The sequence below is a fragment of the Rhodococcus sp. IEGM 1330 genome (assembly GCF_033142445.1).
In the GTDB taxonomy this organism is placed as follows: Bacteria; Actinomycetota; Actinomycetes; order Mycobacteriales; family Mycobacteriaceae; genus Rhodococcoides.
In genome coordinates, this window is sequence record NZ_JAWLSB010000001.1 from 174,646 (window position 1) to 199,000 (window position 24,355).

Below are 24,355 nucleotides of genomic sequence, written 5' to 3' on the forward strand. Positions count from 1 at the left end.
CGTGGCGGACGCGATCGACGCGCATTTCCTGGACCGGATCCGGGTCGCGGCGACGAGCGGGCCGGAGCTAGCCGATCCGGATCGTCTGCTGCGGTACTTCGATGCGCAGCTCGCGAGCCGACACCTGGACTTCGCAGCCCGCTGGTTGCAGTCCACGGGCTTCGGCTACTACACCATCGGGTCGTCCGGGCACGAGTCCGATGCAGCCGTCGGTGCCGCGACAACGGTCACCGACCCGGCTTTGCTGCACTACCGCTCCGGCGGCTTCTATGCCGCACGTGCACAACAGAATCCCGGGTCCAATCCGATCCGCGACGTGCTGGCCGGGTTGGTCGCCTCCACCCGCGACCCCATCTCGGGCGGGCGGCACAAGGTGTTCGGGCACCCAGATCTGGGCATCGTGCCACAGACGTCCACCATCGGTTCGCAGGTTCCGCGCGCGGTCGGACTTGCATTCGCGCTGGGGCGAGCGAAGGCGCTGCGTCATCGAACACCATGGCCCGAGGACGCCATCGTGGTGTGTAGCTTCGGCGATGCCTCGGCCAATCATTCGACGACGGTGGGTGCGCTCAATTCGGCTGCGTACTTTGCCCACCAGTCGATTCCGATGCCGATCCTGTTCGTCTGCGAGGACAACGGCATCGGAATCAGTACCCGATCGCCGAGGGGCTGGATCGAGCAGTCGCTCGGCAGGTTCGCCTCGATCGAGTACGTGCGAGCCGACGGGACCGACCCGGTCGCGCTGATGCGAACCGTGGACGCCGCTGTCGACGCAGTGCGGTCGGGGCGTCGGCCGGTGATGGTGCATCTCGAGACGGTGCGGTTGATGGGCCACGCCGGATCCGACGCCGAGCTCGCGTACCGCACCAATGCAGACATCGTCGGCGACTACGAGCGAGATCCGTTGCTCGCCTGTGCACGTGCGCTGATCGGGGCCGGTGTGCTCTCGGCAGCCGACGTCGAAGGCCGCTACGAGGCAATGCGCGAGACCGTGATGACCGAGGCCGAGGCGGTGGTCGAGTCGCTGCGGTCCGGGGCGTCGTTGCGCCTGGCTACCGCGGCCGCGGTGGTGGCTCCGCTCACCGAACGGCGACCGATTGCCGTGGCAGCCACCGAGCTGAGCCTGCGACCTGCACAGGGCGGGCCGCGTCTGACGCTCGCCGCCATGATCAACAGGACGCTCACCGACATCATGGCGGCGCGACCGGAGGTCCTCGTGTTCGGGGAGGACGTGGCCGTCAAGGGCGGCGTCTACGGCGTCACGAAGGGTTTGCGCAAGAAGTACGGCGCAGCAAGGGTTTTCGATACATTGCTCGATGAGCAGACCGTGCTCGGCACCGCCCTCGGTACTGCGCTCGCAGGATTCGTCCCGATACCCGAGATTCAGTATCTGGCGTACCTGCACAATGCCGAGGATCAGCTGCGCGGTGAGGCCGCGTCGCTCAAGTTCTTCTCCGACTCGCAGTTCACCAACGGGATGGTCGTGCGCATCGCCGGTCTGGCGTATCAGCGCGGTTTCGGAGGGCACTTCCACAACGACAACGCGGTTGCGGTTCTGCGCGACATTCCGGGCATCGTCGTTGCCGTTCCCAGTTCCGCGGCCGAGGCCGCCGCTCTGCTGCGGACGTGTGTGGCACTGGCCGTGGAGGAGGGACGGGTATGCGTCTTTCTGGAGCCGATTGCGCTGTACCACCGCGTCGATCTGAACGACGGCGACGGGGCTTTGCGGTGCGTCGACGACGCGTCGGCCGAGTTCGGCACCATCGCAACCCATTCGGACGGTGACGATCTGGCCATCGTCACCTTCGGTAACGGGGTGGTGATGAGCAGGCGCGCCGCGTCCACGTTGCGCGCACACGGGATCGGCGTGACGGTTGTCGATCTGCGATGGATCGTTCCGCTACCGACCGAGGATCTGCTGCGACGTCTCTCGCAATTCGGTCGGGTATTGATCGCCGACGAGACCCGGCACGACGGGGGAGTCGGCGAGGGCGTCGTGACAGCTCTGGTCGAGGGAGGCTACGACGGTGCCATCCGCAGAGTGTCGAGCAAGAATTCGTTCGTACCACTCGGCGCCGCGGCCGATCTGGTCCTCCTGTCGGAAGACCAGATCGTCGCTGCGGCCGTGAAGCTGATCGAAGTCGAGTGACTCAGTGCACCGGTTGGGCAGGGGCGACGGCGTCGGTGTCACTGCGTGCCGGTGCTCGGATGAAGAACGACGCTGCCACCGCCACCAGTGACACGGCCCCGCCGTAGAGGAAGGCGGTGTGGATGCCGGCCTCCGAACCGCCGACCTCGGTTGCGCCGTCGGAGATTCGGGCCGCCGCGGTGTTCGACATGACGGTGACGAACAGTGCGGTTCCGGCAGCACCGGCCAACTGCTGCACCGTGTTGAAGATTGCGCTTCCATGCGAGTACAGCGGGGTGGGCAGCGAACCCAGTGCCGACGTCATCAGTGGAGTCATGATGAACGCGAGCCCTGCCGAAAGCAGCATGTGGATGCCGATCACCACGGGCAGCGCGGTCTGCGCGTCGAGCACGGTCATCGACCACAGGGCGGCGCTCATCACGATGGCCCCCGGAATGACCAACGGACGCGGCCCGACTCGGTCGAAGATTCGGCCGACGAACGGAGCGAGGAGACCCATCAGCAATCCTCCGGGGAGCAGCATCAGGCCGGTGTCGAGAGTGTCGAGACCGCGAACGTTCTGCAGATACATCGGCAGCAGGATCAGGACACCGAACAGGGCCATCATCGAGATCGCGATCATGCCGAGGCCGATGCTGAACGTGGTGGTGCGGAACGGCCGCATGTCCAACAGTGCGCCGCCGCGGTCCTGACGAGAGATCTGGCGCAGCACGAACACCACGAGTGCGATCACACCGACCACCAGCGGTAGCCATACCGGTACCACCGATTCTTCGGCCGAATGTCCCAGACTGCTCAGGCCGTAGACGATTCCGCCGAACGCCAAGGCGGACAACACGACCGACGGGGGATCGAACGAAGGCCGACCGGTTTGTGTCACGTTCTTCACCAGCGTGGTTCCGATCGCAAACGCGATGAGTGCGATGGGAAGAACGAGCCAGAACATCCAACGCCAGTTCAGTGAATCGAGGATGACTCCCGAGATCGTCGGGCCGACGGCCGGAGCGACGGCGATGACGATGGAGATGATTCCCATCATCGCGCCGCGCTTGTGGGCCGGGACGACGGTGAGCACCGTGGTCATGAGCAGCGGCAACATGATTGCTGTGCCGCTGGCCTGGGTGATGCGTCCGAGCAGGAGCAGCTCGAAGCCAGGGGCGGATGCCGCGAGCAGCGTGCCGACGGTGAACAACGTCATCGCTGCCACGAACACCTGACGCAACGTGAATCGCTGGAACAGGTATCCCGTGACGGGAATGACCACGGCCATGGTCAGCAGGAATCCGGTAGTGAGCCACTGCGCGGTGGTCGCCGTGATGTCGAGGTCGACCATCAGGGTCGGTAGTGCCACGCTCATGATCGTCTCGTTGAGGATCATGACGAACGCGGCGATGACGAGAATGCCGATCAGCAGTGTGCTGCCCGGCGCGAGTTCGCCGTCCGGCGTGGACTCGGATACGTGGTCGGTCTCAGGTGAGGTCATCGAAAGCTTTCGAGTTTGGGTACAAGGCGCGGACAAAGGCCCGCCTAGATAGCTTGAATCAAGATGACAGTGACTGTCAACTTGAATTCTACTGGTAAGTTGACAGCGAGGTGATGAAGGAGTGGCGAGGATGAGCGAACGAGTGCCGGATCTGCGAGAGCGACGTCGCCGAGACACCCAGCTCGAGATCACGCGCGCCGCGCTCGACCTGTTCGAGAAGCAAGGGTGCGCCGCGACGACGGTAGACGAGATCGCGCGTCGGGCAGGGGTGTCGCCCAGCACGTTCTTCCGCAGCTTTGCGTCGAAGGAAGAATCCGTCCTCGGAAACGATCCTGAGCTGGACGTCGACCTGAACGCCTGGCTGGCGTCCACGGCACCGGAGAGCATCACCATCTCTGGTATCGAAGCACTCTACGAGCGATCCGTCGAACGATTTTCCTCCGCACCGGACGAGGTGCGGGATCGTCTTCGGCGTACCCGACGGCTGATCGGGGCCGACGCGCATCTGCGATCCGCGGCCTTCGCTCACGACGCGATGACGTTGTGCCGCGTCACCGATGCGGTGGCCGATAAGCTCGGTGGCCACGAGCCACGGTCCTACGCACGACTTCTGGTCGAAGGAGCCGGCATGGTCATGCGCATCGCCTTCGACGACTGGGCCAAGCGAGTCGACGGTGGGCAAGACGCCGATCTGCTGGACATCTACCGAACCACGGTGCGTGATCTCCGACGCGTCGTGGTCGGTTGAGCTTCTCGACGTGAGTGGAACTTCGTAGCAGAGGTCGAACTTTCGTGCACGTGGCGCGAAGCGCCTCTCACCCGAATCGGTTCGGAGTCAGATCGCCCGCGTGCAGGCCCCGCGACGCCACGTCCTGTGGAAGTGGTTCTCCGCGAACGATTGTCGCGCCGACTCGGGCCAGCGCCGCACAGGTTTGGATTCCGTATCCACCCTGGCCGGCGCACCAGAAGAAACCTTCGATGTTCGGATCGAATCCGACGACCGGAGTTCGGTCGGGCACGAAGCTGCGCAAACCGGCCCAGGACGACCGCACATGCCGCGCAGTCAACGTGGTCGCCTCGGCGATGTCGTCGAACGCCCGCGCGATCTCCAGCTCGTCCGGCCGGGCATCGCTCGGCTCGGTGGGCGTCTCGTCGGCAGGAGAACACAGTAGCTGAGCGCCTTCGGGTTTGATGTAGAACTTCTCGTCCATGTCGCTCAACGTCGCAAGATTCGCAGTCTCCAGATCGTCGGGCGCGGCGACCATGAACACCGACCGACGCATCGGGACGAGTCCGATCGGATGGGCACCCGCCAATGCGCCGATGACGTCAGCCCATGCGCCTGCTGCGTCGACGACGAGCGGCGCAGTGTGGACAGACCCGTCCGTGGTGTGCACGTGCCACAGTCCGTCGACGCGGCTCAGCTGCGTTACGCCTGCCCCGGTGTGGACTCGTCCACCTCGATCGCGCAGCCCCCGCACGAAGCCCTGATGCAGTGCGTGAACGTCCACCTCCATCGAATGTGGTTCGTACAGTGCACAATCGATCAGTTCGGGACGCAGCGGCGGAAAGAGCGTACGCGCGTCGGTCGGGGAGACCAATTGGGCGTCGGGTGTCAGTCGGCTGACGTCGGCGTACATCGCTTCGAGCGCGTCGCCTCGTCCGGTGGACGCGAACTGGAGCAGGGGCCGCGGGGCGAGCAGTTCTGATCGAAAGTGCTCCGGCGGTTTCTCCAGGAAGTCACGGCTGGCCGTCGTCAGAGCACGAATCGTGTTGTTGCCGTAGGTTTCCAGAAAAAGAGCGGCCGAGCGTCCGGTGGTGTGGAAGGCCAGGGTCGGTTCGCGCTCGAGCAGTGTGACGCGTCGGTCGCTCGCGAGTTCGTAACCGAGCGAGACACCCCCGATTCCGCCGCCGATCACGATGACGTCGGTGGAGTTCGGTTCTCGCTCGGACGTGGTCATGGATTGCTCCCGTTCGTTGTCTCTGCGGTCCACTGCGCTCCGGGTCCGATCGCCTCGTCGAAGATCAGCCAGGTTCGCGTCGACAGTATCCCGTCGAGTCCCTGCAGCTTGTCGAGCACCAGATGGCGTAGCGCCGAGGTGTCCGGAGCTCGCACCAGAACGAGTGCGTCGAAGTCGCCACCCATGAGGCTGACGTGTTCGACGAACGGGAAGGTGCTCAGGTCGTCGGCGACGGCGCGCCAGGAATCCTGCCGAATGGACAGTGCCACATACGCCGACGCGCCGAACCCCGCTTTCTCGTAGGCGATGCGTGCGGTGAATCCCTCGATGACCCCTTCGTCGACGAGACGGTCGACGCGTACGTAGGCGTGTGCTCGCGAAATATGGGTGGCCTCGGCCAGGGCGCGCATGGACATTCGACCGTCACGGCTGAGCTCGGTGACGATGCGTCGGTCCACGTCGTCGAGTCGGTACTCGGGTCGGTGCTGTGCCATCCGTCCACTCCAGGTCGCTCGAGAGGGGTCTGCGTAGACGAATTGTCACACCTTTTGGTGCATCTGGCCATTGATCTCCGATTCGGCTCTCGATTTGAATGTCGGTCCATCTGGCCGCACTCTGTGTAGAACACATCGATCCGCGACGAACACGCGCAGGAGGGGCACCGCATGACCACGACGGACACGCTCGATCACGTCACGACCTCGGTCGCACGGCGCGTTCGCGAGGGATACGAAGCAGATTTTGTCGAATGGACCGATCGCGGTATCGATCTCGTCCGAACCTTCCCCGGTTTTCTCGGTGGCGGCTGGCTGCGCAGCTCCGGCGGATCGAACGACTATCACGTGGTGTACCGGTTCGAGACCCACGACAACCTCGACGCTTGGCTGCACTCGGACTCTCGACGCCGCTGGCTCAGCAGCGGCCGGCCCATCGCCGACGACGTTGCAACACATCGTCTTTCCGGCGTGGAGGGATGGTTCGAGCCGCAGTCCAACCTGACCGACGCAGTTCGAGTGATCGGCGGCCCGCCACCCCGGTGGAAGCAGGCGATCTCGATCGGTGTGGCGTTCTATGCCGTCAGCTTGCTGGTCAACATCGTTCTCACACCGCATCTGACAGGGTTGAACGTGGCCCTGCGAACGGCGGTCGTGGTGATGATCTGCACGCCGTTGATGGTCTACGTGGTGATGCCGTTCGTCACCGCCCGGCTGCGGAAGTGGCTCGTACCGCGCGCCTGAGACGAGCCTCGCTTCTATACAGTCGAGGTCATGCCCGACGCCCACGTGCACAACCAGTTCGCTCTCGACGGGGCCTGGAACTTTCGAGACCTCGGCGGTGTTCGCACTGTCGACGGCTCGAAGATTCGGCCCGGAAAGTTCTATCGCGCATCGGAATTGAGCGCTCTCACCGAGAACGGACAACGCGCCGTCGTCGATCTCGGGATACGCACGGTGTTCGATTTTCGTAGTGACTCCGAGATCGCACGAAGTGGTGTCGACAGAGTTCCGGACGGCGTGCAGTCGATCTCGGTACCGTTCCACAACGACAGAGGTGAGCGCGCTCCGCACGAGGCACCGACCCACGAAGAACAGAGTCAGGTCGACTACCTGCTGCGCGCGTACGCGTCGTTTCCGGTGCTGGACGGGGCGGCGTACGCGATCAAGCACGTGGTCCAGGCCATCGCCGCCGGCCGAGGCGGAGTTCTGGTGCATTGCGCCGCAGGTAAGGATCGGGCCGGGTGGACCGTCGCGACCGTGCTGCGGGCGGTAGGGGTGAGTGAGGACGAGATCCTCGCCGATTACCTCGCCAGCAATGCTGCGGTGGAGCCGCTGCTCGCCCACGTGCGCCGGACGTGGTCGGGTATCGATGACGCCGGAGTGCCCGGGGAGGCGTTGTTGGGAGTCCGTGCGTCCTATCTGGAACGCGGAATGGCGGCTGTGGCGACCAATCACGGATCGTTCGAGGCGTATCTGAGTCACCTGGGTATCGATGAACGTCTGCGCGGACGGCTCGTCGCCGAATTGGTTCAGGACTGAGCGGTAGCCTCTGCGTCATGCGAATCGGACAGACGGCCCCGGATTTCGAGCTCCCCGATCACTCGGGTGAGTCTCGTGCGCTCTCGGAGCTGACGGCATCGGGTCCGGTGGTGCTGTTCTTCTACCCGGCGGCCAACAGCCCCATCTGCACGGCCGAAGCGTGTCACTTCAGGGACTTGGGCTCGGAATTCGAGAGATTCGGAGCACAACGGGTGGGCATCAGTACCGACACCCGAGATCGCAACCATCATTTCGCGCTGCAGAGGTCGTTCGACTTTCCGTTGCTGTCCGATCCCGACGGTGCGGTGGCCGAACAGTTCGGAGTGCGGCGAGGCGGGTGGTTCACCCGGCGGCGTCGGCTCCGAGAGCTCGAACGCGGCCACTCGAACGCGGGCCGACGCGGATATCTGAGGCAGTTGCTGTCCGTGAAAAGGACGACGTTCGTTATCGATCGGCACCGAGTGGTGCGGATGATGGTGCAGAGCGAGCGCGGTCACGTGCATGCGACCAAGGCGCTGGAGTATCTGCGCTACCTGTCGTGAGTGCTATTCGTTCGCGCCGCTGAAGAGGGCGGTGTAGACGGCCGGCTTCGAGGCTTCGGCGTGCGCATCGGTCGATGCGTCGTCGGGATGGCTGAACAGTGCCTCGTTCTTGTCTTTGTGTTCCATTCCCCGAGCATGCCCCTGATTCGCCGCAATAGCCACTTGCCGCGCGGAACGACCGTGTCCGACCGGTCGTATTCGGGTGGGATACTGCTCGAGTGCCCGATGAATCCCTGTTCGACGCCCTGCGGCGTGAGCCCGACGCCGAGGCACCCAACCTCCATGCCGTCGACGCTGCGGACCGCCTCGTCCTCGATACCGTCGACGAACTCCCCGGAATCGACAGGGCGACGCCGATCGCGGTGATCGGCGACCGGTACGGAGCCCTGACCCTCGGGGCCGTTTCGCTGGGGTTCACCGCGGTACGCGTTCATCAGGACGCCGTCACCGGCGTGCGGGCGCTCGAGCTGAACGCCGCGCGGGTCTCGATGTCGGGCAGCTACACCCAGCACGCCCTCGGTGCCGAACTGCTCGACGGCGTCGGGGTGGTGTTGATGCAGTTGCCGCGAGGACTGGCCGAACTGACCGAGATATCCGAACACATCGCCGCACACACGTCGGCGGACGTCGTCGTCCTCGCGGGCGGACGAGACAAGCACATGACCCCGGCCATGAACGACGTCCTGCGAAAGTCGTTCGAGACCGTCACGGCCGGCCGAGGACGGCAGAAAGCCCGAGTGCTCACCGCACGCGGGGCGGTGGCGTCGGGCATGACGTATCCGGTGAGCAAGCGGATTGCCGACCTGGACTTGACGGTGGTGGCGCACGGTGCGGTGTTCGCGGGGGCCGGTCTCGACATCGGGACGCGATATCTGCTGGAGTTCGTTCCGAAGATGCTCCCGAGAGCCCGTGTCGCCGTCGACTTGGGCTGTGGCACAGGAATTCTCGCGACCGAGTTGGCTCGGACGAGGCCTGATCTCGAGGTGATCGCCACCGATCGCTCGGCCGCCGCGATCGCGTCGGCAGCGGCCACTGCGGAGGCGAATGGGGCGCGAATATCGGTGCTTTCCGACGACGCGATGTCCACTGTCGAGTCCGAGTCGGTCGATTTGGTGGTGTGCAACCCGCCGTTCCACGAGGGTGCTGCGGTGCACACGGGTGGGGCCAGCAAGTTGTTCGTCGCGGCCGGTCGGGTGCTGCGGCCGGGCGGTCAGCTGTGGACGGTGTTCAACACTCATCTGAACTATCGGCGCGAACTGGCCGACGCCGTTGGCCCCACCGACCTGATGGGGCGCAACGGCAAGTTCACCGTCGCTCGCTCGGTACGCCCGAGCGAGCAACGGTGAGTATCAGGTGACGGGGCCGCCGTCTTCGGGAGTTCCGTCGATCTGTCCCCGGTTGCGTCCGAGATCTTCGACGAGAGTGCCTTCGACGATCTCTGCCTGACGCTGTCCTTCCGCGTAGTCGATGTCGGGATCTTCGTCCGACTCCTCGACGACGTGATCCACCAATTCCTCGGTCAGCTCGTCGTCGGGTGTCTGCGCGATCGGGCGGTCGAGGTCCTCCTCGACGGCGACGTCGGGTTCTTCCTCGCTGAGCTTGAGGTCGAGGCTCTCGCCCTCGGCGGCCTCACGGGCTGTGGTTCCGAAGCTGTTGGCTTCGCTCCAGTGGTCCGGGGGATCGACCACGGTGTCACCGTCGTCGTTGCGCACCTCGTCGGAGTCGACGCTTTCACTGGGGTCCAAAGTCTGGTCGGGTCCGTCTTCGATAGCCATTTCCTCATAGTGCCCGTTTCGATTCGGTGTCACACACGCCGTCGTCTCCGCGTGTCGAGGCCCTACCCGGTAGAGTCCGATTTGTCCGTCGTAGAAGTTCTCCTCCTGGGAACTTTTGTCCGGATGTCAGACGTTCTACTGATGACCGACGGGGAGATCCCCGGTGGGGATCAGAACTTACGAAGGGAAGAGACACGGTGCGCACCTCCAGCAACCCGGTGTTCCGCAACCTGCCCAAGCAGCAGGGCGGCGGCTACGCCACATTCGGATCTGCGACGGCTGGAGCCTCGCAGGCCGCAACCTTCGGCCAGCATCCCGGAACGCAGGCCGATCCGTACACCACGCAGCCCGCTCAGCGGGCCATGACGATCGACGATGTCGTCACCAAGACCGGCATCACCCTCGGTGTGTTGAGCGTCACGGCGATCATCTCGTACTTCCTCGTATCGGGTAACCCCGATCTGGCCATCCCGTTCGTGATCGGTGGCGGCTTGATCGGCTTCGGCCTGGTCATGTTCGCGACATTCGGGCGCAAGATGGACAACAAGGCGATCGTGCTCGCCTACGCCGCGGCAGAGGGCGTATTCCTCGGCGCGCTGTCCATGATGTTCACCGGCGTCGAGTTCGGCGGAGTCGGTGGATCGGCCCTCATCGGCCAGGCCGTGCTCGGCACGTTCGGCGTGTTCTTCGGCATGCTGATCGTCTACAAGACCGGTGCGATTCGCGTCACGCCGCGCCTGACCCGCATGATCGTCGGTGCCCTCATCGGTGTCGTCGTTCTGATGCTGGGCAACCTCGTCGCCAGCTTCTTCATGGACGGTGGCTTCGGATTGCGTGACGGCGGACCCATCGCCATCATCTTCAGCCTCGTCTGCATCGGTATCGCAGCGTTCAGCTTCCTGCTCGACTTCGACCAGGCCGATCAGCTGATCCGTGCACAGGCTCCCGAGAAGGCAGCCTGGGGCGTCGCCCTCGGCCTGACCATCACTCTGGTGTGGCTGTACGTCGAAATCCTGCGCCTGCTGACCTACTTCAACAACGACTAGTACTCACGAGGAAAGCCCCGCACTCCTTTCGGAGTGCGGGGCTTTCTGTCTTTCGGGGGAGCTACTGCTCAGCTCAGGCGTTCCAGCACCATGGCCATGCCCATGCCGCCGCCGACGCACATGGTTTCGACGCCGAACGTCTTGTCCTGTGTTGTCAGGTTGTTCAGCAGCGTGGTGGTGATGCGGGCACCGGTCATGCCGAACGGGTGACCGATCGCGATGGCACCACCGGAGATGTTCAGCTTGTCCTCCTCGATGCCGAGGTCGCGTGCAGAACCGAGGACCTGAACTGCGAAGGCCTCGTTGATCTCGAACAGGTCGATGTCGGAGATCGACATGCCCGCGATCTTCAGCGCCTTGCGGGTGGCCTCGATGGGGCCGAGGCCCATGATCTCGGGGGATGTGCCGGTGACTCCGGTGGAAACGATGCGGGCCAGCGGGGTCAGGCCGAGTTCCTTGGCCTTGGTGTCGCTCATGATGACGAGCGCTGCTGCGCCGTCGTTGAGCGGGCAGGCGTTGCCCGCAGTGATGGTGCCGTTCGGACGGAAGACCGGCTTGAGCTGGCTGATCTTCTCGTACGTGGTGCCGGCGCGAGGTCCGTCGTCGGTGTTGACGACGGTGCCGTCGGGCAGGGTCACCGGAGTGATCTCGCGCTCGAAGAAGCCGGCGTTGATCGCTTCTTCGGCGCGGTTCTGGCTGCGGACGCCCCAGTGGTCCTGGTCCTCACGGGTGATGCCGGTGAGGAGGGCGACGTTCTCTGCCGTCTGGCCCATCGCGATGTACGCGTCGGGCAGTTCGCCGTTCTCGCGGGGGTCGGTCCAGCTGTCCGCGCCCTCTTCCTGTGCCTTCTTGGTGCGGGCCTCGGCGTCGGCGAAGATCGGGTTGTGGCTCGCGGGCAGTGAGTCGGAGCTGCCATGGATGAAGCTGGACACGCTCTCGACACCGGCGGAGATGAACACGTCACCCTCGCCTGCCTTGATCGCGTGCAGCGCCATCCGGGTGGTCTGCAGCGAGGACGAACAATAGCGCGTGATCGTCGTTCCGGGCAGGGAGTCGTAGCCGAGCTGAACCGCGACGATGCGAGCAAGGTTGTTGCCCTGCATGCCGCCGGGCAGTCCGCAGCCCAGGAGGAGATCGTCGATGTCCTTCGGGTCGAGCGAGGGCACCTTGGCCAGCGCGGCGGCGACCATCTGAGCGGTGAGGTCGTCAGGACGAATGTCCTTGAGCGACCCCTTCATCGCCCTGCCGATCGGTGAGCGCGCGGTGGCGACGATGACTGCCTCTGGCATGAGATCTCCTTCGAATCGATACTGCTTACCTGCTCTGTTACCGCCGAGTAGGCGATGTCTCCTGACCGAACTTACAACCCCGCCTGACCGCCGCCGCCACGACGTACGAGATCCTCCGACGCAGTGACGATCTCGGCATCGAGCTCTGCCGTTCTGCGACGCAGGAAGCGATCGAGTGCGGCCGTGGCGCGGGGGATGGCCCTGCGTGATTCGGCCGCAGCGGACACGGTCGGCAGCTCGGGCAACGGGCCGCCGTGCCACACCCCCAATGCCGATGCGAGTACGGGCAGAATCTGCTGTGCCGCGAGCTCGTAGCCAGCGGCCGACGGATGGAAGCGGTCCGCCGAGAACATGGTGTCGGGCGCCGCGAGAAACTCGGGGGAGAGCAGATCCGCCAGCGCCACCGGATGTCCGCCGGCGCTGAGCGTGCGGGCCGTCTGCGCGTTCGCGAGGCGTCGACCCCAATTGCGGACGACGGTGCGCAGCGGCTGCGGAATGGCCGTCACGACACCGAGATCGGGGCACGTGCCCACGGCGACGACGCAGCCCTTGGCCGTCAATCGTTCGACCGCGTCGCCGAGCCGGGCCGCCGAAGCCGGGATGGAGAACTTCTTGGTGACGTCGTTCGCCCCGATGAAGATGACCGCTGCGTCGGGCGGCGGACCCGCGACGAACATGGCGTCGACCTGGCCTTCGAGGCCCTTGGAGGTGGCACCGGCAATTGCTTTGGTACTCAATCGAATTCGTTGCCCGGTTTCCTCTGCAAGTCCGCGGGCGAGTAGCACGCCGGGAACTTCGTCGGCGACGATGCAGCCCACGCCTGCAGCAGTGGAGTCGCCGAAGATCATCAGATGAATATCTGCTGAATTTCCCATCCGCCACCGTTCCGGGGCCGCGCATCCAGCGGTGTAGATGCCGTCGGCCTCCGGTGGTTTGGCGGTGGTGCGCCCGATGACACCACGAGCTGCAGCGGCCTGAGCCATCAGATGTCGGTATGCGGCCCAGGACGCAGTCCCTGCTCCAGAGCCCGCAAGTACCGTCGCGGCGCTCGCTTTCGCAGCGGTGCGCCATCCGCTCGCCGTCACAGATCGATCCCTCTCGTCGCGCCGTCGACACCATCGTATGCGGGGTGTCGACGGCCGTGACCGAGAGTCGAATACCCGCATCTGGGAAGATGGTGCAATGCGCATCGCTCAGCACATCACCGAACTCATCGGCAACACCCCGCTGGTGAAGGTCAACTCTGTTGTCCCGGCCGGCTCGGCAACCCTGGCCGCCAAGATCGAGTACCTCAACCCGGGTGGCAGTTCCAAGGACCGCATCGCCGTCAAGATGATCGACGCCGCAGAAGCATCCGGAGAACTGAAGCCCGGCGGGACCATCGTCGAGCCGACGTCCGGCAACACCGGCGTCGGCCTCGCGCTCGTCGCTCAACAACGCGGCTACAAGTGCGTGTTCGTGTGCCCCGACAAGGTCGGCGAGGACAAGCGCAACGTGCTGCGCGCCTACGGAGCCGAGGTCGTCGTCTGCCCCACGTCCGTCGCGCCCGACGACCCCAACAGCTACTACAGCGTCTCCGATCGCCTCGTCCGTGAGATCGAGGGTGCGTGGAAGCCCAACCAGTACGCGAACCCGGCCGGCCCGGAAAGCCACTACGAGACCACCGGTCCCGAAATTTGGGCTGACACCGACGGCAAGATCACGCACTTCGTGGCCGGCGTCGGCACCGGCGGCACCATCACCGGGACGGGCCGGTACCTCAAGGAGATGTCCGGCGGCAAGGTCAAGGTCATCGGTGCAGATCCAGAAGGTTCGGTGTACTCCGGTGGCACCGGACGTCCGTACCTCGTGGAAGGGGTTGGTGAAGACTTCTGGCCCAGCGCGTACGACCCGTCCATCCCCGACGAGATCATCGCCGTGTCTGATGCCGACGCATTCGACATGACCCGTCGCCTCGCCCGAGAGGAGGGCCTGTTGGTCGGCGGCTCGTGCGGCATGGCGATGGTGGCCGCGCTCGAGGTGGCCGAGCGCGAGGGGCCCGACGCGTTGGTGGTGGTTCTGCTCCCAGACGGTGGCCGCGGCTACCTGGCAAAGATCTTCAACGACTCGTGGATGTCGTCGTACGGATTCCTGCGCTCACGCCTCGACGGCAAGACCCACGAGACCTCGGTGGGCGAGGTGCTGCGCGGTAAGTCCGGTGCGCTGCCGGATCTGGTGCACACCCACCCGTCGGAAACCGTGCGCGACGCCATCGAGATCCTGCGCGAGTACGGCGTCTCGCAGATGCCGGTCGTCGGAGCGGAGCCGCCCGTCATGGCAGGCGAAGTTGCCGGCAGCGTCACCGAGCGTGATCTGCTCAGTGCCGTGTTCGAGGGTCGCGCAGCGTTGGCGGACCCGGTCGCCAAGCACATGAGCGAGCCGTTCCCACTGATCGGTGCGGGCGAAACCGTCTCCGACGCCACCAAGGCACTCGGGGAATCCGATGCGCTGATGGTCGTCGAAGAAGGCAAGCCCGTCGGCGTCATCACTCGCCACGATCTGCTCGGATTCCTCAGCAAGGGCGCCTAGGCCTGGCGTAGACCAGTGCATTACGTCGAATCCGGCGACGGTCCGGCGATGGTGTTTCTGCATGGCAACCCGACGTCGTCGTATCTGTGGCGGGACGTGACCAGCGTCGTCGCGCCTGCCGGCTATCGGTGCATAGCCGTCGATCTCGTCGGGATGGGTCGGTCGGGCGTGTCGTCCTCCGGGTACCGTCTGGTCGACCACATTGCCCAGGTCGGTGAATTCATCGACGAGCTCGGTCTGTCCGACGTCATTCTCGTCGGCCACGACTGGGGCGCGGTCATCGCTCTCGCTCTCGCCCGCTCGGATCCGGGCCGGGTGCGCGGCGTAGCGGTGATGGAGGGTCATCTACGTCCCATCGATAGATGGGACGACATGGACGACGGCGCAAGAGCACTGTTCTCGGCGTTGCGCACCGCCGGTGTAGGTGAGGGAATGGTGTTCGTGGACAACGTCATGATCGAGACGGTGCTGCCATCGGGAATCCTTCGGACACTGAGTCCCGAGGAAATGGATGCCTATCGCCGTCCATTCGTGAATCCGGACTCGCGCGAGCCGATGCTCCGGTGGACGCGTGAGATACCGATCGCAGGGGAGCCGTCGGATGTCGTCTCGATCGTGACGAGCAATCAGCAGGTGTTCGCGGATGCAACGATGCCGACCTTGCTCATGCACGGCACTCCGGGTGCGGTTGTCGGGCGCGCCGAGGTCGCGTGGTGCCGAAACCATGGACGCGCGATGACGATCGTCGACGTGGGCAGTGGCACGCACTTTCTTCCCGAGGATCAACCCGCTGCAACAGCCGACGCCCTCCTGGGTTGGGCCACGGATGTGAGTGGAACTTCGTAGCCTGCTACGAAGTTCCACTCACCTGCGGCGCCAGCCGCTCTATCGCACTGCGCTGGTGCCGGTCAGTGCCTGTCCGATCACGAGTTGATGGACCTCGGACGTACCTTCGTAGGTAAGGACGGATTCGAGATTGTTGGCGTGACGGAGCACCGGGTATTCCAGCGTGATTCCGTTGGCCCCCAATATCGTTCGGCATTCACGGGCGATTTTGATGGCCTCGCGCACGTTGTTGAGCTTGCCGAGTGACACTCGCTCGCCCGGCAGTTCGCCCTTGTCCTTGAGTCGGCCCAGGTGCAGGGCGAGCAGCTGACCCTTACCGAGTTCGAGGGCCATGTTGGCGAGCTTGGCCTGGGTGAGCTGGTATCCGGCGAGTGGCTTGTCGAATACCGCGCGGGTCTGCGAGTACTCGATCGCCGATTCGATGCAGTCCCGCGCCGCGCCCATCGCGCCGAAGACGATGCCGAAGCGCGCTTCGTTGAGGCAACTGAGGGGTCCGCGCAGACCGAGGGCCTCGGGCAGCATCGCGTCTGCGGGGAGTCGGACGTCGTCGAACACCAACTCTCCGGTGATCGACGCACGCAGCGACAGCTTCTTCTTGACCGTGTTGGCGGTGAATCCCGGGGTATCGGTGGGAACGACGAATCCGCGGATCTTGTCGTCGGTCTGTGCCCACACCACGGCGACGTCGGCGACGGGTCCGTTGGTGATCCACATCTTGCTGCCGTTGAGGATCCAGTCGTCACCGTCGCGCTTGGCGCGGGTGAGCATGCCGCCGGGGTTCGATCCGAAGTCGGCCTCGGTGAGCCCGAAGCAACCGATCAGCGATCCCTCGGCCATCCCCGGAAGCCACTGCTGCTTCTGCTCCTCGGAGCCGTACTTCCAGATGGCGAACATTGCCAGCGAGCCCTGCACCGAGACCAGCGAACGGATGCCGGAGTCGATCGCTTCGAGCTCGAGGCAGGCCAGGCCGTACGCCGTCGCGGACGTTCCGGCGCAGCCGTAGCCCTCGAGGTGCATGCCCAGCAGGCCGAGCGAGCCCAGTTCCTTGGCCAGCTCTCGCACGGGCACTGTGCCCTCCTCGAACCAGTCGGCGATGTGCGGACGGATGCGCTCGTTGCCGAACTTGCGCACGGTGTCCCTGATCTGTCGCTCCTCGTCGTCGAGGAGTGAATCGATCGCGAACAGTTCGTCGACGCTCTGGGAGTTGGCCACGGTGCCTCTTTCCGCTGGGGGTTGTCTTCGCAGGTTACCCACGACCCCGCCGGGCGAAGCAGGCCGATTAGTGTGGAGGCCATGAGTGAGCAGCGCAGCAAGGCAGACAACACCTCCTGGCAGGGCTTTTCCACGAAGGCGGTCCACGCCGGCTACGAGCCCGATCCGCTGACCGGCGCGGTGAACGTGCCGATCTATGCCAGTTCCACCTTCGCTCAGGACGGCGTCGGCGGCATGCGCAGCGGATTCGAGTACGCGCGCACCGGCAACCCGACGCGTCGGCCGCTCGAAGCCAATCTCGCGGCCATCGAGTCCGGCACCTACGGTCGCGCGTTCTCCTCGGGCATGGCGGCCACGGACTGCCTGCTGCGCTCGGCGCTGCGTCCCGGTGACCACCTCGTCATCCCCAACGACGCCTACGGCGGCACGTACCGATTGATCGACAAGGTCTTCACCCAGTGGGGCATCGAATACTCGGTGGCTGCGGTGTCGGACGTCGACGAGGTCCGCGCGGCGATGCGTCCGAACACCAAGCTCGTCTGGGTCGAGACGCCCACAAACCCGTTGCTCAACGTCGGTGACATCGAGGCGCTCGCGGGCGTCGCGCACGAGGGCGGGGCCAAGCTCGTCGTCGACAACACCTTCGCGTCCCCGTATCTGCAGCAGCCCCTGAGCCTCGGTGCCGACGTGGTGCTGCACTCGACCACCAAGTACATCGGTGGTCACTCCGATGTCGTCGGCGGCGCACTGGTGACCGACAGCGAGGAACTGGACACGGCGTTCGCGTTCCTGCAGAACGGCGCGGGCGGCGTTCCCGGACCGTTCGACGCGTTCCTGACCCTGCGCGGCATCAAGACCCTTGCGCTGCGGATGGAGCGACACAGCGACAACGCCGAGAAGATCGTCGAATTCCTCGACGGGCATCCGGCCATTTCGCAGGTCATCTACCCCGGGCTCGAATCCCATCCGTCCCACGCGGTCGCCGCGAAGCAGATGCGACGCTTCGGCGGGATGGTCTCGGTTCGTCTGGCCGGTGGCAAGCAGGCTGCACTGGACTTCTGCGCGAAGACCGAGATCTTCACCCTCGCCGAATCCTTGGGTGGCGTCGAATCGTTGATCGAACATCCCGGCGCGATGACTCATGCGTCGACGGCCGGGTCTTTGCTCGAGGTGCCCGACGATCTGGTGCGTCTGTCGGTCGGTATCGAGGACGGTGCCGATCTGGTCGGTGACGTCGAGCAAGCGCTGGCATGATCGTCGCACTGATCGACTCGGGCCTGGGGATGCTCCCGACGGCTGCGCGGCTGCGACAAGCGCGCCCCGAGCTCGATCTGGTGCTGATGATGGACCCCGACAACGCTCCATGGGGACCCAAGCCGGACGGGTGGGTCGTGGACCGGGTTGTCGGCACAGCGCAGCATGCCGTCGAACTCGGTGCCGAGGTGGTCGTGCTTCCGTGCAACACCGCCAGTGTGACGGCGCTGAGTCACGTTCGGGCCGCGCTCGGTGACACGATTCCGGTGGTGGGTACCGTTCCGGCGATCAAACCCGCTGCAGCGGTGAGCGATCGGATCGCAATCTGGGCGACGGCGGCAACGACGGCGAGCGCGTATCAGGCGCGCTTGATCGAGGAGTTCGCCTCGCACCGAACGGTGACGAGTGTGGCGTGCCACGGTCTGGCGGATTCGATCGATCGCGGTGACGTGCGGGGGATCGGTGCCGCCATCGCCGCGGCCGTGGCAGCCACTCCGGACAATGTCGAGTCGATCGTGCTGGGTTGCACTCACTACCCGCTGGTGCTCGACGAGATCGTGGCGCAGCTGCCCACCCGGGTGACGATGTTCGACAGCGCCGAGGCGGTGGCCAACCAGACGGTGCGACGCGTCGACGAAGTCGGTTCGAGCGGTTCGGGTACCGGCCGTGTATCGGTGTGGTTGAGCGGAATCGAGGGCGGGTTGCCTGCGAGCGCGCAGCGGTACCGCGAAGGAATGCTGCTGCGGGGCGACGCTCGAGCAGAGCAACACTGACCGTCGGGGAATGCTGGACGCTCCCGAGCGTTGTCTTTCACTGAGCTAACGGTCACTGCGGTGAAGGGAAACACATGGTCGGCGTCGACACTCGGAGTCCAGCGGGACGGACGGCGGTGCGCATGCCGCATCGATACGCGTTCTGGGTTGTCGGCGTCGCCTTCGTAATCCTGATGGCGTCCTCGGCGGCACCGTCTCCGCTGTACCCGGTGTATCAGCAGTCGTGGGGATTCAGCGCGATCACGCTCACCCTCATCTTTGCCGTGTACGCGGTCGCGCTGTTGGCGACGCTGCTCACCGTCGGAAGCCTGTCGGACCACATCGGCCGTAAGCCGATTCTCATCACATCGCTGCTGTTGCTCGTCGTGAGCCTGGTGCTGTTCATCGTCGCCGACAGCGTTCCGCTCCTCATCGCCGCTCGCGTCGTGCAGGGAATTGCCGCAGGCGCGGCTACGGGAGCCATGAGTGCGGCCGTCATCGATCTGCAGCCCAACGCCTCCACCGGACCGCTGCTCAACAGCGTTGCCCCCTCCCTCGGTCTGGCGGGCGGTGCGCTCGGTGCCGGGCTGCTGGTTCAACTGGCTCCCGCGCCCGAGATCCTGGTTTTCGCACTGTTGATCGCCCTGGCCCTGACCCTGGCCGTCGCCCTGTTGTTCGTCCCCGAGACCTCGGCATTGCGCGGCTTCGATTCCCGCCGTCACCTCGCGTCGACCCTGCTGCCGAGGATGTCGATCCCGAAGTCGGTGCGGGCACCGTTCTTTCTCATCGCCCCTGCTCTGTTCGCTACCTGGTCTCTCGGTGGCTTCCACCTCTCGCTCGGACCCTCGATCGTCGGTGGCGTCTTCGGTATCGACAACCACATCGTCGGCGGGCTGGAGATCTTCGCACTGTTCGCCTCGGGCGCAGTGGCAGCTGCGGTGGTGCGCAACGGGTTCCCTCGGACAGTGATGATGACCGGTGCGACGGTGTTGGCTGCAGGCGTCGCGCTGACCCTGGTGTCGGTGCAGATCGAGTCGATAGCACTGTACTTCGTCGGGGCCGTCATCGCCGGATCGGGTTGGGGGGCAACATTTCTCGGCGCGATGCGCACGCTCGGTGCCCTGGTTCCCGCCGCCGAGCGAGGCGGGGTGTTCGCCACGACGTTCGTCATCAGCTACCTCGCCTTCAGCGTGCCCGCAGTGGCCGCAGGACTGGCCGTGCACCGACTGGGGCTGAGCACGACGGTGGAGGTGTACGGCGCGTTCGTCATAACGATGGCGTTGTTCTCGGTTCTCGGATTCTCGCTGGCACAGCGGCGAGATCGATAGTGCGCCAGAGTCTGTGAGTCTTCCTCTGCCGAGGGTGAGCGAGTACTCCTACCCGATCGGGTAGTTCGGTCGGGTCGTTGGCAGGGTTCCCGCCTCGAGGTGTTCCCACGCGGTGCAGGGCAGTGAAGTGTGGTCATCAGTGAGACGCCGATCACAGAAGAAGGCGTCTTGTCACTCACACTCACCGAGGAGACACCGATGGTTATCGAGCTCAATCAGATCTGGGAATTCCCCATCAAGGAGTTTCACCCGCTGCCGCGCGCCAAGCTGGGTGTCGGCGCCCACGACATGATCGGTGTCGAGGCCAAGGAACTCGGGTTCAAGCGCTCGCTGCTGGTCACGACCGGTCTGCGCGGGTCCGGAATCATCGAGGAACTGATCGGCAAGATCGAGTACCAGGGCGTCGAGGTGGTCCTCTACGACAAGGTCGAGTCGAACCCCAAGGACTACAACGTCATGGACGGTGCCGCGCTCTACCAGAAGGAGAAGTGCGACAGCGTCATCTCCATCGGTGGTGGCTCGAGCCACGACGCAGCCAAGGGCATCCGCGTCGTCGTCGCCCACGACGGCCGCAACATCAACGAGTTCGAGGGCTTCTCCAAGTCCACCAACAAGCAGAACCCGCCGCACATCGCCGTATCGACCACTGCCGGAACGGGTTCGGAGACATCCTGGGCCTACGTCATCACCGACACCTCGGACATGGAAAAGCCGCACAAGTGGCTCGCCTTCGACGAGGCGTCGACACCGACTCTGGCACTGGACGATCCGCTGCTCTACTACACCTGCCCCCAGCAGTGGACCGCGTTCTGTGGCTTCGACGTTCTCGCACACGGCGCCGAGCCGTACGTCTCGCGTCTGGACTTCGCGCCGTCCTTGGGTAACGCCATCTACTCGATCGGGCTGGTGTCGAAGCATCTTCGTGAAGCTGTGTACGACCCGGGCAACCTGAAGGCTCGCGAGGGCATGATGAACGCCCAGTACATCGCGACGCAGGCCTTCAACTCCGGCGGACTCGGTGTCATCCACTCGATCTCGCACGCGATCAGCGCGTTCTACGACAGCGCGCACGGCCTCAACAACGCCATCGCTCTGCCGCGCGTGTGGGAGTACAACCTGCCCTCACGCTACGAGCGTTACGCCGAGATCGCCGTGGCCATGGGCGTCGATACGAAGAACATGACCACCGTGCAGGCAGCCGATGCTGCCGTCGAAGCCGCCATCCGGCTCGCCAAGGACGTCGGGATTCCCGACAACTTCGGCTCCATCCGTTCCGCGACGTACGACAAGAACCGGATGAACACCGGCAAGTACGCCGGCAAGGGCGACGTGATCAAGGGCGACGAGAAGTCGGTTCTGAAGATCTCCGAGCACATCCAGGAAGACTGGTGCACCCCGGGCAACCCCCGTCAGGTGACCGTGGAGTCGATGATTCCCGTCGTTTCTCACGCGATCAACGAGTCGTACTAACCGCCACCCATGTGAGCGGAACTTCGTAGCAGGGGTCGAAGTTCCGCTCACATGCGGCGCAGCCGCCTTCCGAAGGGAAACACATGACCTCGCTGTCGACAGTGCGTAGCGACGACACCGGCACCGTTCGATTCACCGACGCGTCTCATCTGCAGCGCGCGCTCGGCGAGCAGGACTACATCGCCGACGACGACCTCGCCACCGTGGTGCATCTGGCGACAGCACTCGATCGTCCGCTCCTGCTCGAAGGCCCCGCGGGCGTGGGCAAGACCGAGCTGGCCAAGTCCCTCGCCGCGGCGAGCGGACGCAAGCTGGTTCGGCTGCAATGTTACGAGGGCCTCGACGACAACCGAGCCCTCTACGAGTGGGACTATGCCAAGCAACTGCTGCACGTGCAGATGCTTCGCGAGCACATCGGCGCGCTCACCCAACACGTCACCGATATCGACGACGCCTCGAAGATGCTCGCTGCCAAAGATTTCGGTCTCTACTCCGAGCCTTTCCTCGCCGTGCGCCCCCTGCTGGAATCGGTGCTCTCGGAGGAGCCGGTGGTGCTCCTGGTCGACGAGGTCGATCGTACCGAGGAATCGATGGAGGCGTTGCTGCTCGAGGTACTTGCGGAGAAGCAGGTGACGATCCCCGAGGTCGGCACGTTCACCGCGCGCAGCGATCCGTGGGTGATATTGACCTCCAACGACACTCGTGAGCTGTCCTCGGCCCTCAAGCGTCGCTGCCTGCACTTCCATCTCGACTACCCGACGGCTACGCGTGAACGAGAGATCGTCACCGCTCGAGCTCCTGAGGTGCCCGCACAGATAGTCGCCGAAATCGTCGAGTTGGCATCCGAATTGCGCGATCTACCGCTACGCAAGAGCCCGTCGATCTCGGAGGTGATCGATGCGGCCCGCATCGCGTCGGTGCTCGGACACGCCGACGACACCCGCAAGTATCTGCTCGCCGCGCTGGTCAAGTACTCCTCGGACATGAAGATCGCCATGGCAGGGCCGGTAGCAGAAACATCCACTGCAGCAACATCACTCGGAACGATCGTCAATACGACCGCGACGGCATTCCGAGGACACGGTGGACGCGACAAGGGCGGCATCGGAATACGACGATGACCGGGCGCCAGTCGTTCTCGGCATCGGTGGTGCTCGATGTGCTGGCGGCTGTCTTCGGGCGGACGCTCAGGCGCTTCGGAGTAGCGGCGTCGCCGGCCGAGGTCATCGAGGTACGACGCGTCCTCGGTCTTCTCGGGGGCCGTGACCTGACGGTGTTACGCGCGGCATTGCGCGCGACGTGCGCGAAGTACGACCACGAACAGCACGGCTTCGATCTCGCGTTCGAGTCGATGTTTCACCGTGCGGCCGAGGGGGTTGTGGACGAGCACCGTTCGCCTCTGGGCGCCCAGGTAGCAGGCGGACTGCCGACGGATCTGGACGTGGGAGCGGATCAGGAGGCGGCGAAATACGCCGAGTACAACGAGCGTGCCGTCGAGATCGGGGATCTGCTCGACGCGCCCGAGGCCGACAAGGGCTTCAACCCGCACAAGGACGACGACGACATCAGCCTTTCCTCCGAGGATCACGATCTGTCGATCGACACCGATGGCGACATGGGTCGTCGCGGGGTCACCTACACCGTCGACCTGGAACGGTCCGGATCGACGGCGGCGGGAGAGTTGGCGTCGAGCACCAGCGGAGCGGTTGCGGGACAACTGAACTGGGAGGATCCAGCGAGCATCCTGGCGTGGTTCGACGCCTACGATCCGCGTAGCGTCTACGGCGACGGCGGTGATTCCGGTCCGCTCAGTGCCGCGATGCTGGACCGGATCACCGATGCCGTCGAGGCATTCGTCGCGGCGCTGGGTGATCTGACCGGCACGATGTCCTCACCGGTACCGATCGACGGTGCGGCGCAGGCGATGGACCGGCACGCCGAGATCGAGCGCGCGAGTCACGAAGTGCTGCGGCACATGCGCGGTACCCCGCGGCCGCGGCCGCGCGAGCACTCCCGAGGGCCGTTGGACATGAGGCGCACCGTGCGGTCGAGTCTGCGGACCGACGGCATCCCTTTCCGTCTGGTCACGAAAACGCCTGTACCCGACAAGGTCCGATTGCTCGTGCTGGCAGATGTCTCACTGTCGGTACGGCCCATCACCGCGTTCACCCTGCGGCTCGCCCAGGCGATGCATGCGCGCGCACACCGATGCACGGTGATGGGATTCGTCGATGCGCCCGTGGATGTCACGACCTCCCTCCTCGGTAGCACCGGTGACGGCGCGCTCGCCGCCGTGCTTGCCGATGCGCGGCTGGACCTCGAAGCCAGCAGTGATTACGGCAAGACCTTCGGGGATCTTCTGGACTCTCATGGGGACGTGCTGAACAAACGCACCGCCGTGATCATCGTGGGGGACGGGCGGTGCAACGGCCGGCCGGCTGGACTCGACGCATTGGAGAAGATTCGGTCCAAGGTGCACCGCATCGCCTGGATCACTCCCGAAGCGCGACGCTACTGGGCGCAGGCCGCATGTTCGATGGAGGACTACGAGCAGGTCTGTGACCGGGTGGTGGTCGCACGGGACGGGGAACAGTTGACGGCGCAGGCAGCTGAACTCGGTCATGCGCTGTCCTGACCTGACCAT

Annotated in this window: 23 protein-coding genes; 15 read left to right on the forward strand and 8 right to left on the reverse strand. The window is 64.9% G+C overall.

Annotated elements, in window-relative coordinates; all coding sequences use genetic code 11:
* Position 1: 1 nt before the first annotated feature.
* Entirely contained in the window at positions 2 to 2,149 is a 2,148-nt protein-coding gene (locus tag R4P57_RS00825; RefSeq protein WP_317801015.1) for a thiamine pyrophosphate-dependent enzyme, read from the forward strand.
* Position 2,150: 1 nt separating this feature from the next.
* Here R4P57_RS00825 and R4P57_RS00830 read toward each other — a convergent pair whose 3' ends face one another.
* On the reverse strand, positions 2,151 to 3,632 hold the full coding sequence (locus R4P57_RS00830; protein WP_317801016.1) for an MDR family MFS transporter: 1,482 nt from the start codon (positions 3,630 to 3,632) through the stop codon (positions 2,151 to 2,153).
* Between the two features lie 130 nt (positions 3,633 to 3,762).
* Here R4P57_RS00830 and R4P57_RS00835 point away from each other — a divergent pair, with 130 nt between their 5' ends.
* Positions 3,763 to 4,380, forward strand: a complete 618-nt coding sequence (locus tag R4P57_RS00835; protein WP_317801018.1) for a helix-turn-helix domain-containing protein — start codon at positions 3,763 to 3,765, stop codon at positions 4,378 to 4,380.
* A gap of 67 nt (positions 4,381 to 4,447) precedes the next feature.
* Here the strand turns inward: R4P57_RS00835 and R4P57_RS00840 are convergent, their stop codons facing one another.
* A complete protein-coding gene (locus tag R4P57_RS00840; protein ID WP_317801019.1) occupies positions 4,448 to 5,593 on the reverse strand; it encodes an FAD-dependent oxidoreductase in 1,146 nt (381 codons plus the stop codon).
* A complete protein-coding gene (locus R4P57_RS00845; protein ID WP_094686552.1) occupies positions 5,590 to 6,087 on the reverse strand; it encodes an Lrp/AsnC family transcriptional regulator in 498 nt (165 codons plus the stop codon). Before R4P57_RS00845 ends, R4P57_RS00840 begins: the two co-directional genes overlap by 4 nt.
* Positions 6,088 to 6,258: 171 nt before the next feature.
* On the opposite strand from R4P57_RS00845, the gene R4P57_RS00850 reads away from it, so the two are divergent.
* Genes R4P57_RS00850 through R4P57_RS00860 form a run of 3 tightly spaced genes read left to right on the forward strand, consistent with a single transcriptional unit; the run spans position 6,259 to position 8,171 of the window.
* Positions 6,259 to 6,831 (forward strand): antibiotic biosynthesis monooxygenase, encoded by a 573-nt coding sequence (locus R4P57_RS00850; protein ID WP_317801020.1) that lies wholly within the window; start codon positions 6,259 to 6,261, stop codon positions 6,829 to 6,831.
* A gap of 30 nt (positions 6,832 to 6,861) precedes the next feature.
* Positions 6,862 to 7,629, forward strand: a complete 768-nt coding sequence (locus R4P57_RS00855) for a tyrosine-protein phosphatase (protein WP_317801021.1) — start codon at positions 6,862 to 6,864, stop codon at positions 7,627 to 7,629.
* Between the two features lie 17 nt (positions 7,630 to 7,646).
* On the forward strand, positions 7,647 to 8,171 hold the full coding sequence (locus tag R4P57_RS00860) for a peroxiredoxin (protein WP_317801022.1): 525 nt from the start codon (positions 7,647 to 7,649) through the stop codon (positions 8,169 to 8,171).
* A 3-nt stretch (positions 8,172 to 8,174) separates the two neighbouring features.
* Here the strand turns inward: R4P57_RS00860 and R4P57_RS00865 are convergent, their stop codons facing one another.
* A complete protein-coding gene (locus tag R4P57_RS00865; protein WP_254925592.1) occupies positions 8,175 to 8,297 on the reverse strand; it encodes a hypothetical protein in 123 nt (40 codons plus the stop codon).
* 92 nt (positions 8,298 to 8,389) lie between these two features.
* On the opposite strand from R4P57_RS00865, the gene R4P57_RS00870 reads away from it, so the two are divergent.
* The gene (locus tag R4P57_RS00870; protein ID WP_317801023.1) at positions 8,390 to 9,517 is read left to right on the forward strand and encodes a class I SAM-dependent methyltransferase; all 1,128 of its coding nucleotides are present in this window, start codon (positions 8,390 to 8,392) and stop codon (positions 9,515 to 9,517) included.
* 3 nt (positions 9,518 to 9,520) lie between these two features.
* Here R4P57_RS00870 and R4P57_RS00875 read toward each other — a convergent pair whose 3' ends face one another.
* Positions 9,521 to 9,946, reverse strand: coding sequence for a hypothetical protein (locus tag R4P57_RS00875; RefSeq protein ID WP_317801024.1), 426 nt, complete (start codon positions 9,944 to 9,946; stop codon positions 9,521 to 9,523).
* Between the two features lie 197 nt (positions 9,947 to 10,143).
* Here R4P57_RS00875 and R4P57_RS00880 point away from each other — a divergent pair, with 197 nt between their 5' ends.
* Positions 10,144 to 10,992, forward strand: a complete 849-nt coding sequence (locus R4P57_RS00880) for a Bax inhibitor-1/YccA family membrane protein (protein ID WP_317801025.1) — start codon at positions 10,144 to 10,146, stop codon at positions 10,990 to 10,992.
* A gap of 68 nt (positions 10,993 to 11,060) precedes the next feature.
* Here R4P57_RS00880 and R4P57_RS00885 read toward each other — a convergent pair whose 3' ends face one another.
* Positions 11,061 to 12,281: an acetyl-CoA C-acetyltransferase gene (locus R4P57_RS00885; protein WP_317801026.1), complete on the reverse strand. Its 1,221-nt coding sequence runs from the start codon at positions 12,279 to 12,281 to the stop codon at positions 11,061 to 11,063.
* Between the two features lie 71 nt (positions 12,282 to 12,352).
* Positions 12,353 to 13,366, reverse strand: coding sequence for an SGNH/GDSL hydrolase family protein (locus tag R4P57_RS00890; RefSeq protein ID WP_317801027.1), 1,014 nt, complete (start codon positions 13,364 to 13,366; stop codon positions 12,353 to 12,355).
* Between the two features lie 97 nt (positions 13,367 to 13,463).
* Here R4P57_RS00890 and R4P57_RS00895 point away from each other — a divergent pair, with 97 nt between their 5' ends.
* Together R4P57_RS00895 and R4P57_RS00900 are read left to right on the forward strand one after the other, a co-directional pair.
* Positions 13,464 to 14,849 carry a cystathionine beta-synthase gene (locus R4P57_RS00895; protein WP_317801028.1) on the forward strand — a complete coding sequence of 462 codons (1,386 nt, stop codon included), beginning with the start codon at positions 13,464 to 13,466 and terminating at the stop codon, positions 14,847 to 14,849.
* A 15-nt stretch (positions 14,850 to 14,864) separates the two neighbouring features.
* The gene (locus R4P57_RS00900; protein ID WP_317801029.1) at positions 14,865 to 15,695 is read left to right on the forward strand and encodes a haloalkane dehalogenase; all 831 of its coding nucleotides are present in this window, start codon (positions 14,865 to 14,867) and stop codon (positions 15,693 to 15,695) included.
* A 39-nt stretch (positions 15,696 to 15,734) separates the two neighbouring features.
* On the opposite strand, the gene R4P57_RS00905 is transcribed toward R4P57_RS00900, so the two are convergent.
* Positions 15,735 to 16,907, reverse strand: a complete 1,173-nt coding sequence (locus R4P57_RS00905) for an acyl-CoA dehydrogenase family protein (protein ID WP_317801030.1) — start codon at positions 16,905 to 16,907, stop codon at positions 15,735 to 15,737.
* An 81-nt stretch (positions 16,908 to 16,988) separates the two neighbouring features.
* On the opposite strand from R4P57_RS00905, the gene R4P57_RS00910 reads away from it, so the two are divergent.
* The 6 genes from R4P57_RS00910 to madC all read left to right on the forward strand — a co-directional run bounded on the left by R4P57_RS00910 (position 16,989) and on the right by madC (position 24,346).
* Positions 16,989 to 18,161, forward strand: a complete 1,173-nt coding sequence (locus R4P57_RS00910; protein ID WP_317566383.1) for a cystathionine gamma-synthase — start codon at positions 16,989 to 16,991, stop codon at positions 18,159 to 18,161.
* Positions 18,158 to 18,934: a glutamate racemase gene (locus R4P57_RS00915; protein WP_317801031.1), complete on the forward strand. Its 777-nt coding sequence runs from the start codon at positions 18,158 to 18,160 to the stop codon at positions 18,932 to 18,934. Before R4P57_RS00910 ends, R4P57_RS00915 begins: the two co-directional genes overlap by 4 nt.
* Positions 18,935 to 19,056: 122 nt before the next feature.
* Positions 19,057 to 20,241 carry an MFS transporter gene (locus R4P57_RS00920; RefSeq protein ID WP_317801033.1) on the forward strand — a complete coding sequence of 395 codons (1,185 nt, stop codon included), beginning with the start codon at positions 19,057 to 19,059 and terminating at the stop codon, positions 20,239 to 20,241.
* A 198-nt stretch (positions 20,242 to 20,439) separates the two neighbouring features.
* On the forward strand, positions 20,440 to 21,711 hold the full coding sequence (mdo, locus tag R4P57_RS00925) for an NDMA-dependent methanol dehydrogenase (RefSeq protein ID WP_317801654.1): 1,272 nt from the start codon (positions 20,440 to 20,442) through the stop codon (positions 21,709 to 21,711).
* 83 nt (positions 21,712 to 21,794) lie between these two features.
* Positions 21,795 to 22,832: a MadB family AAA-type ATPase gene (locus R4P57_RS00930; RefSeq protein WP_317801034.1), complete on the forward strand. Its 1,038-nt coding sequence runs from the start codon at positions 21,795 to 21,797 to the stop codon at positions 22,830 to 22,832.
* Positions 22,829 to 24,346, forward strand: coding sequence for a MadC family VWA domain-containing protein (gene madC, locus R4P57_RS00935; RefSeq protein ID WP_317801035.1), 1,518 nt, complete (start codon positions 22,829 to 22,831; stop codon positions 24,344 to 24,346). The genes R4P57_RS00930 and madC overlap by 4 nt, the downstream gene beginning before the upstream one ends.
* The last annotated feature ends 9 nt before the right edge of the window (positions 24,347 to 24,355 follow it).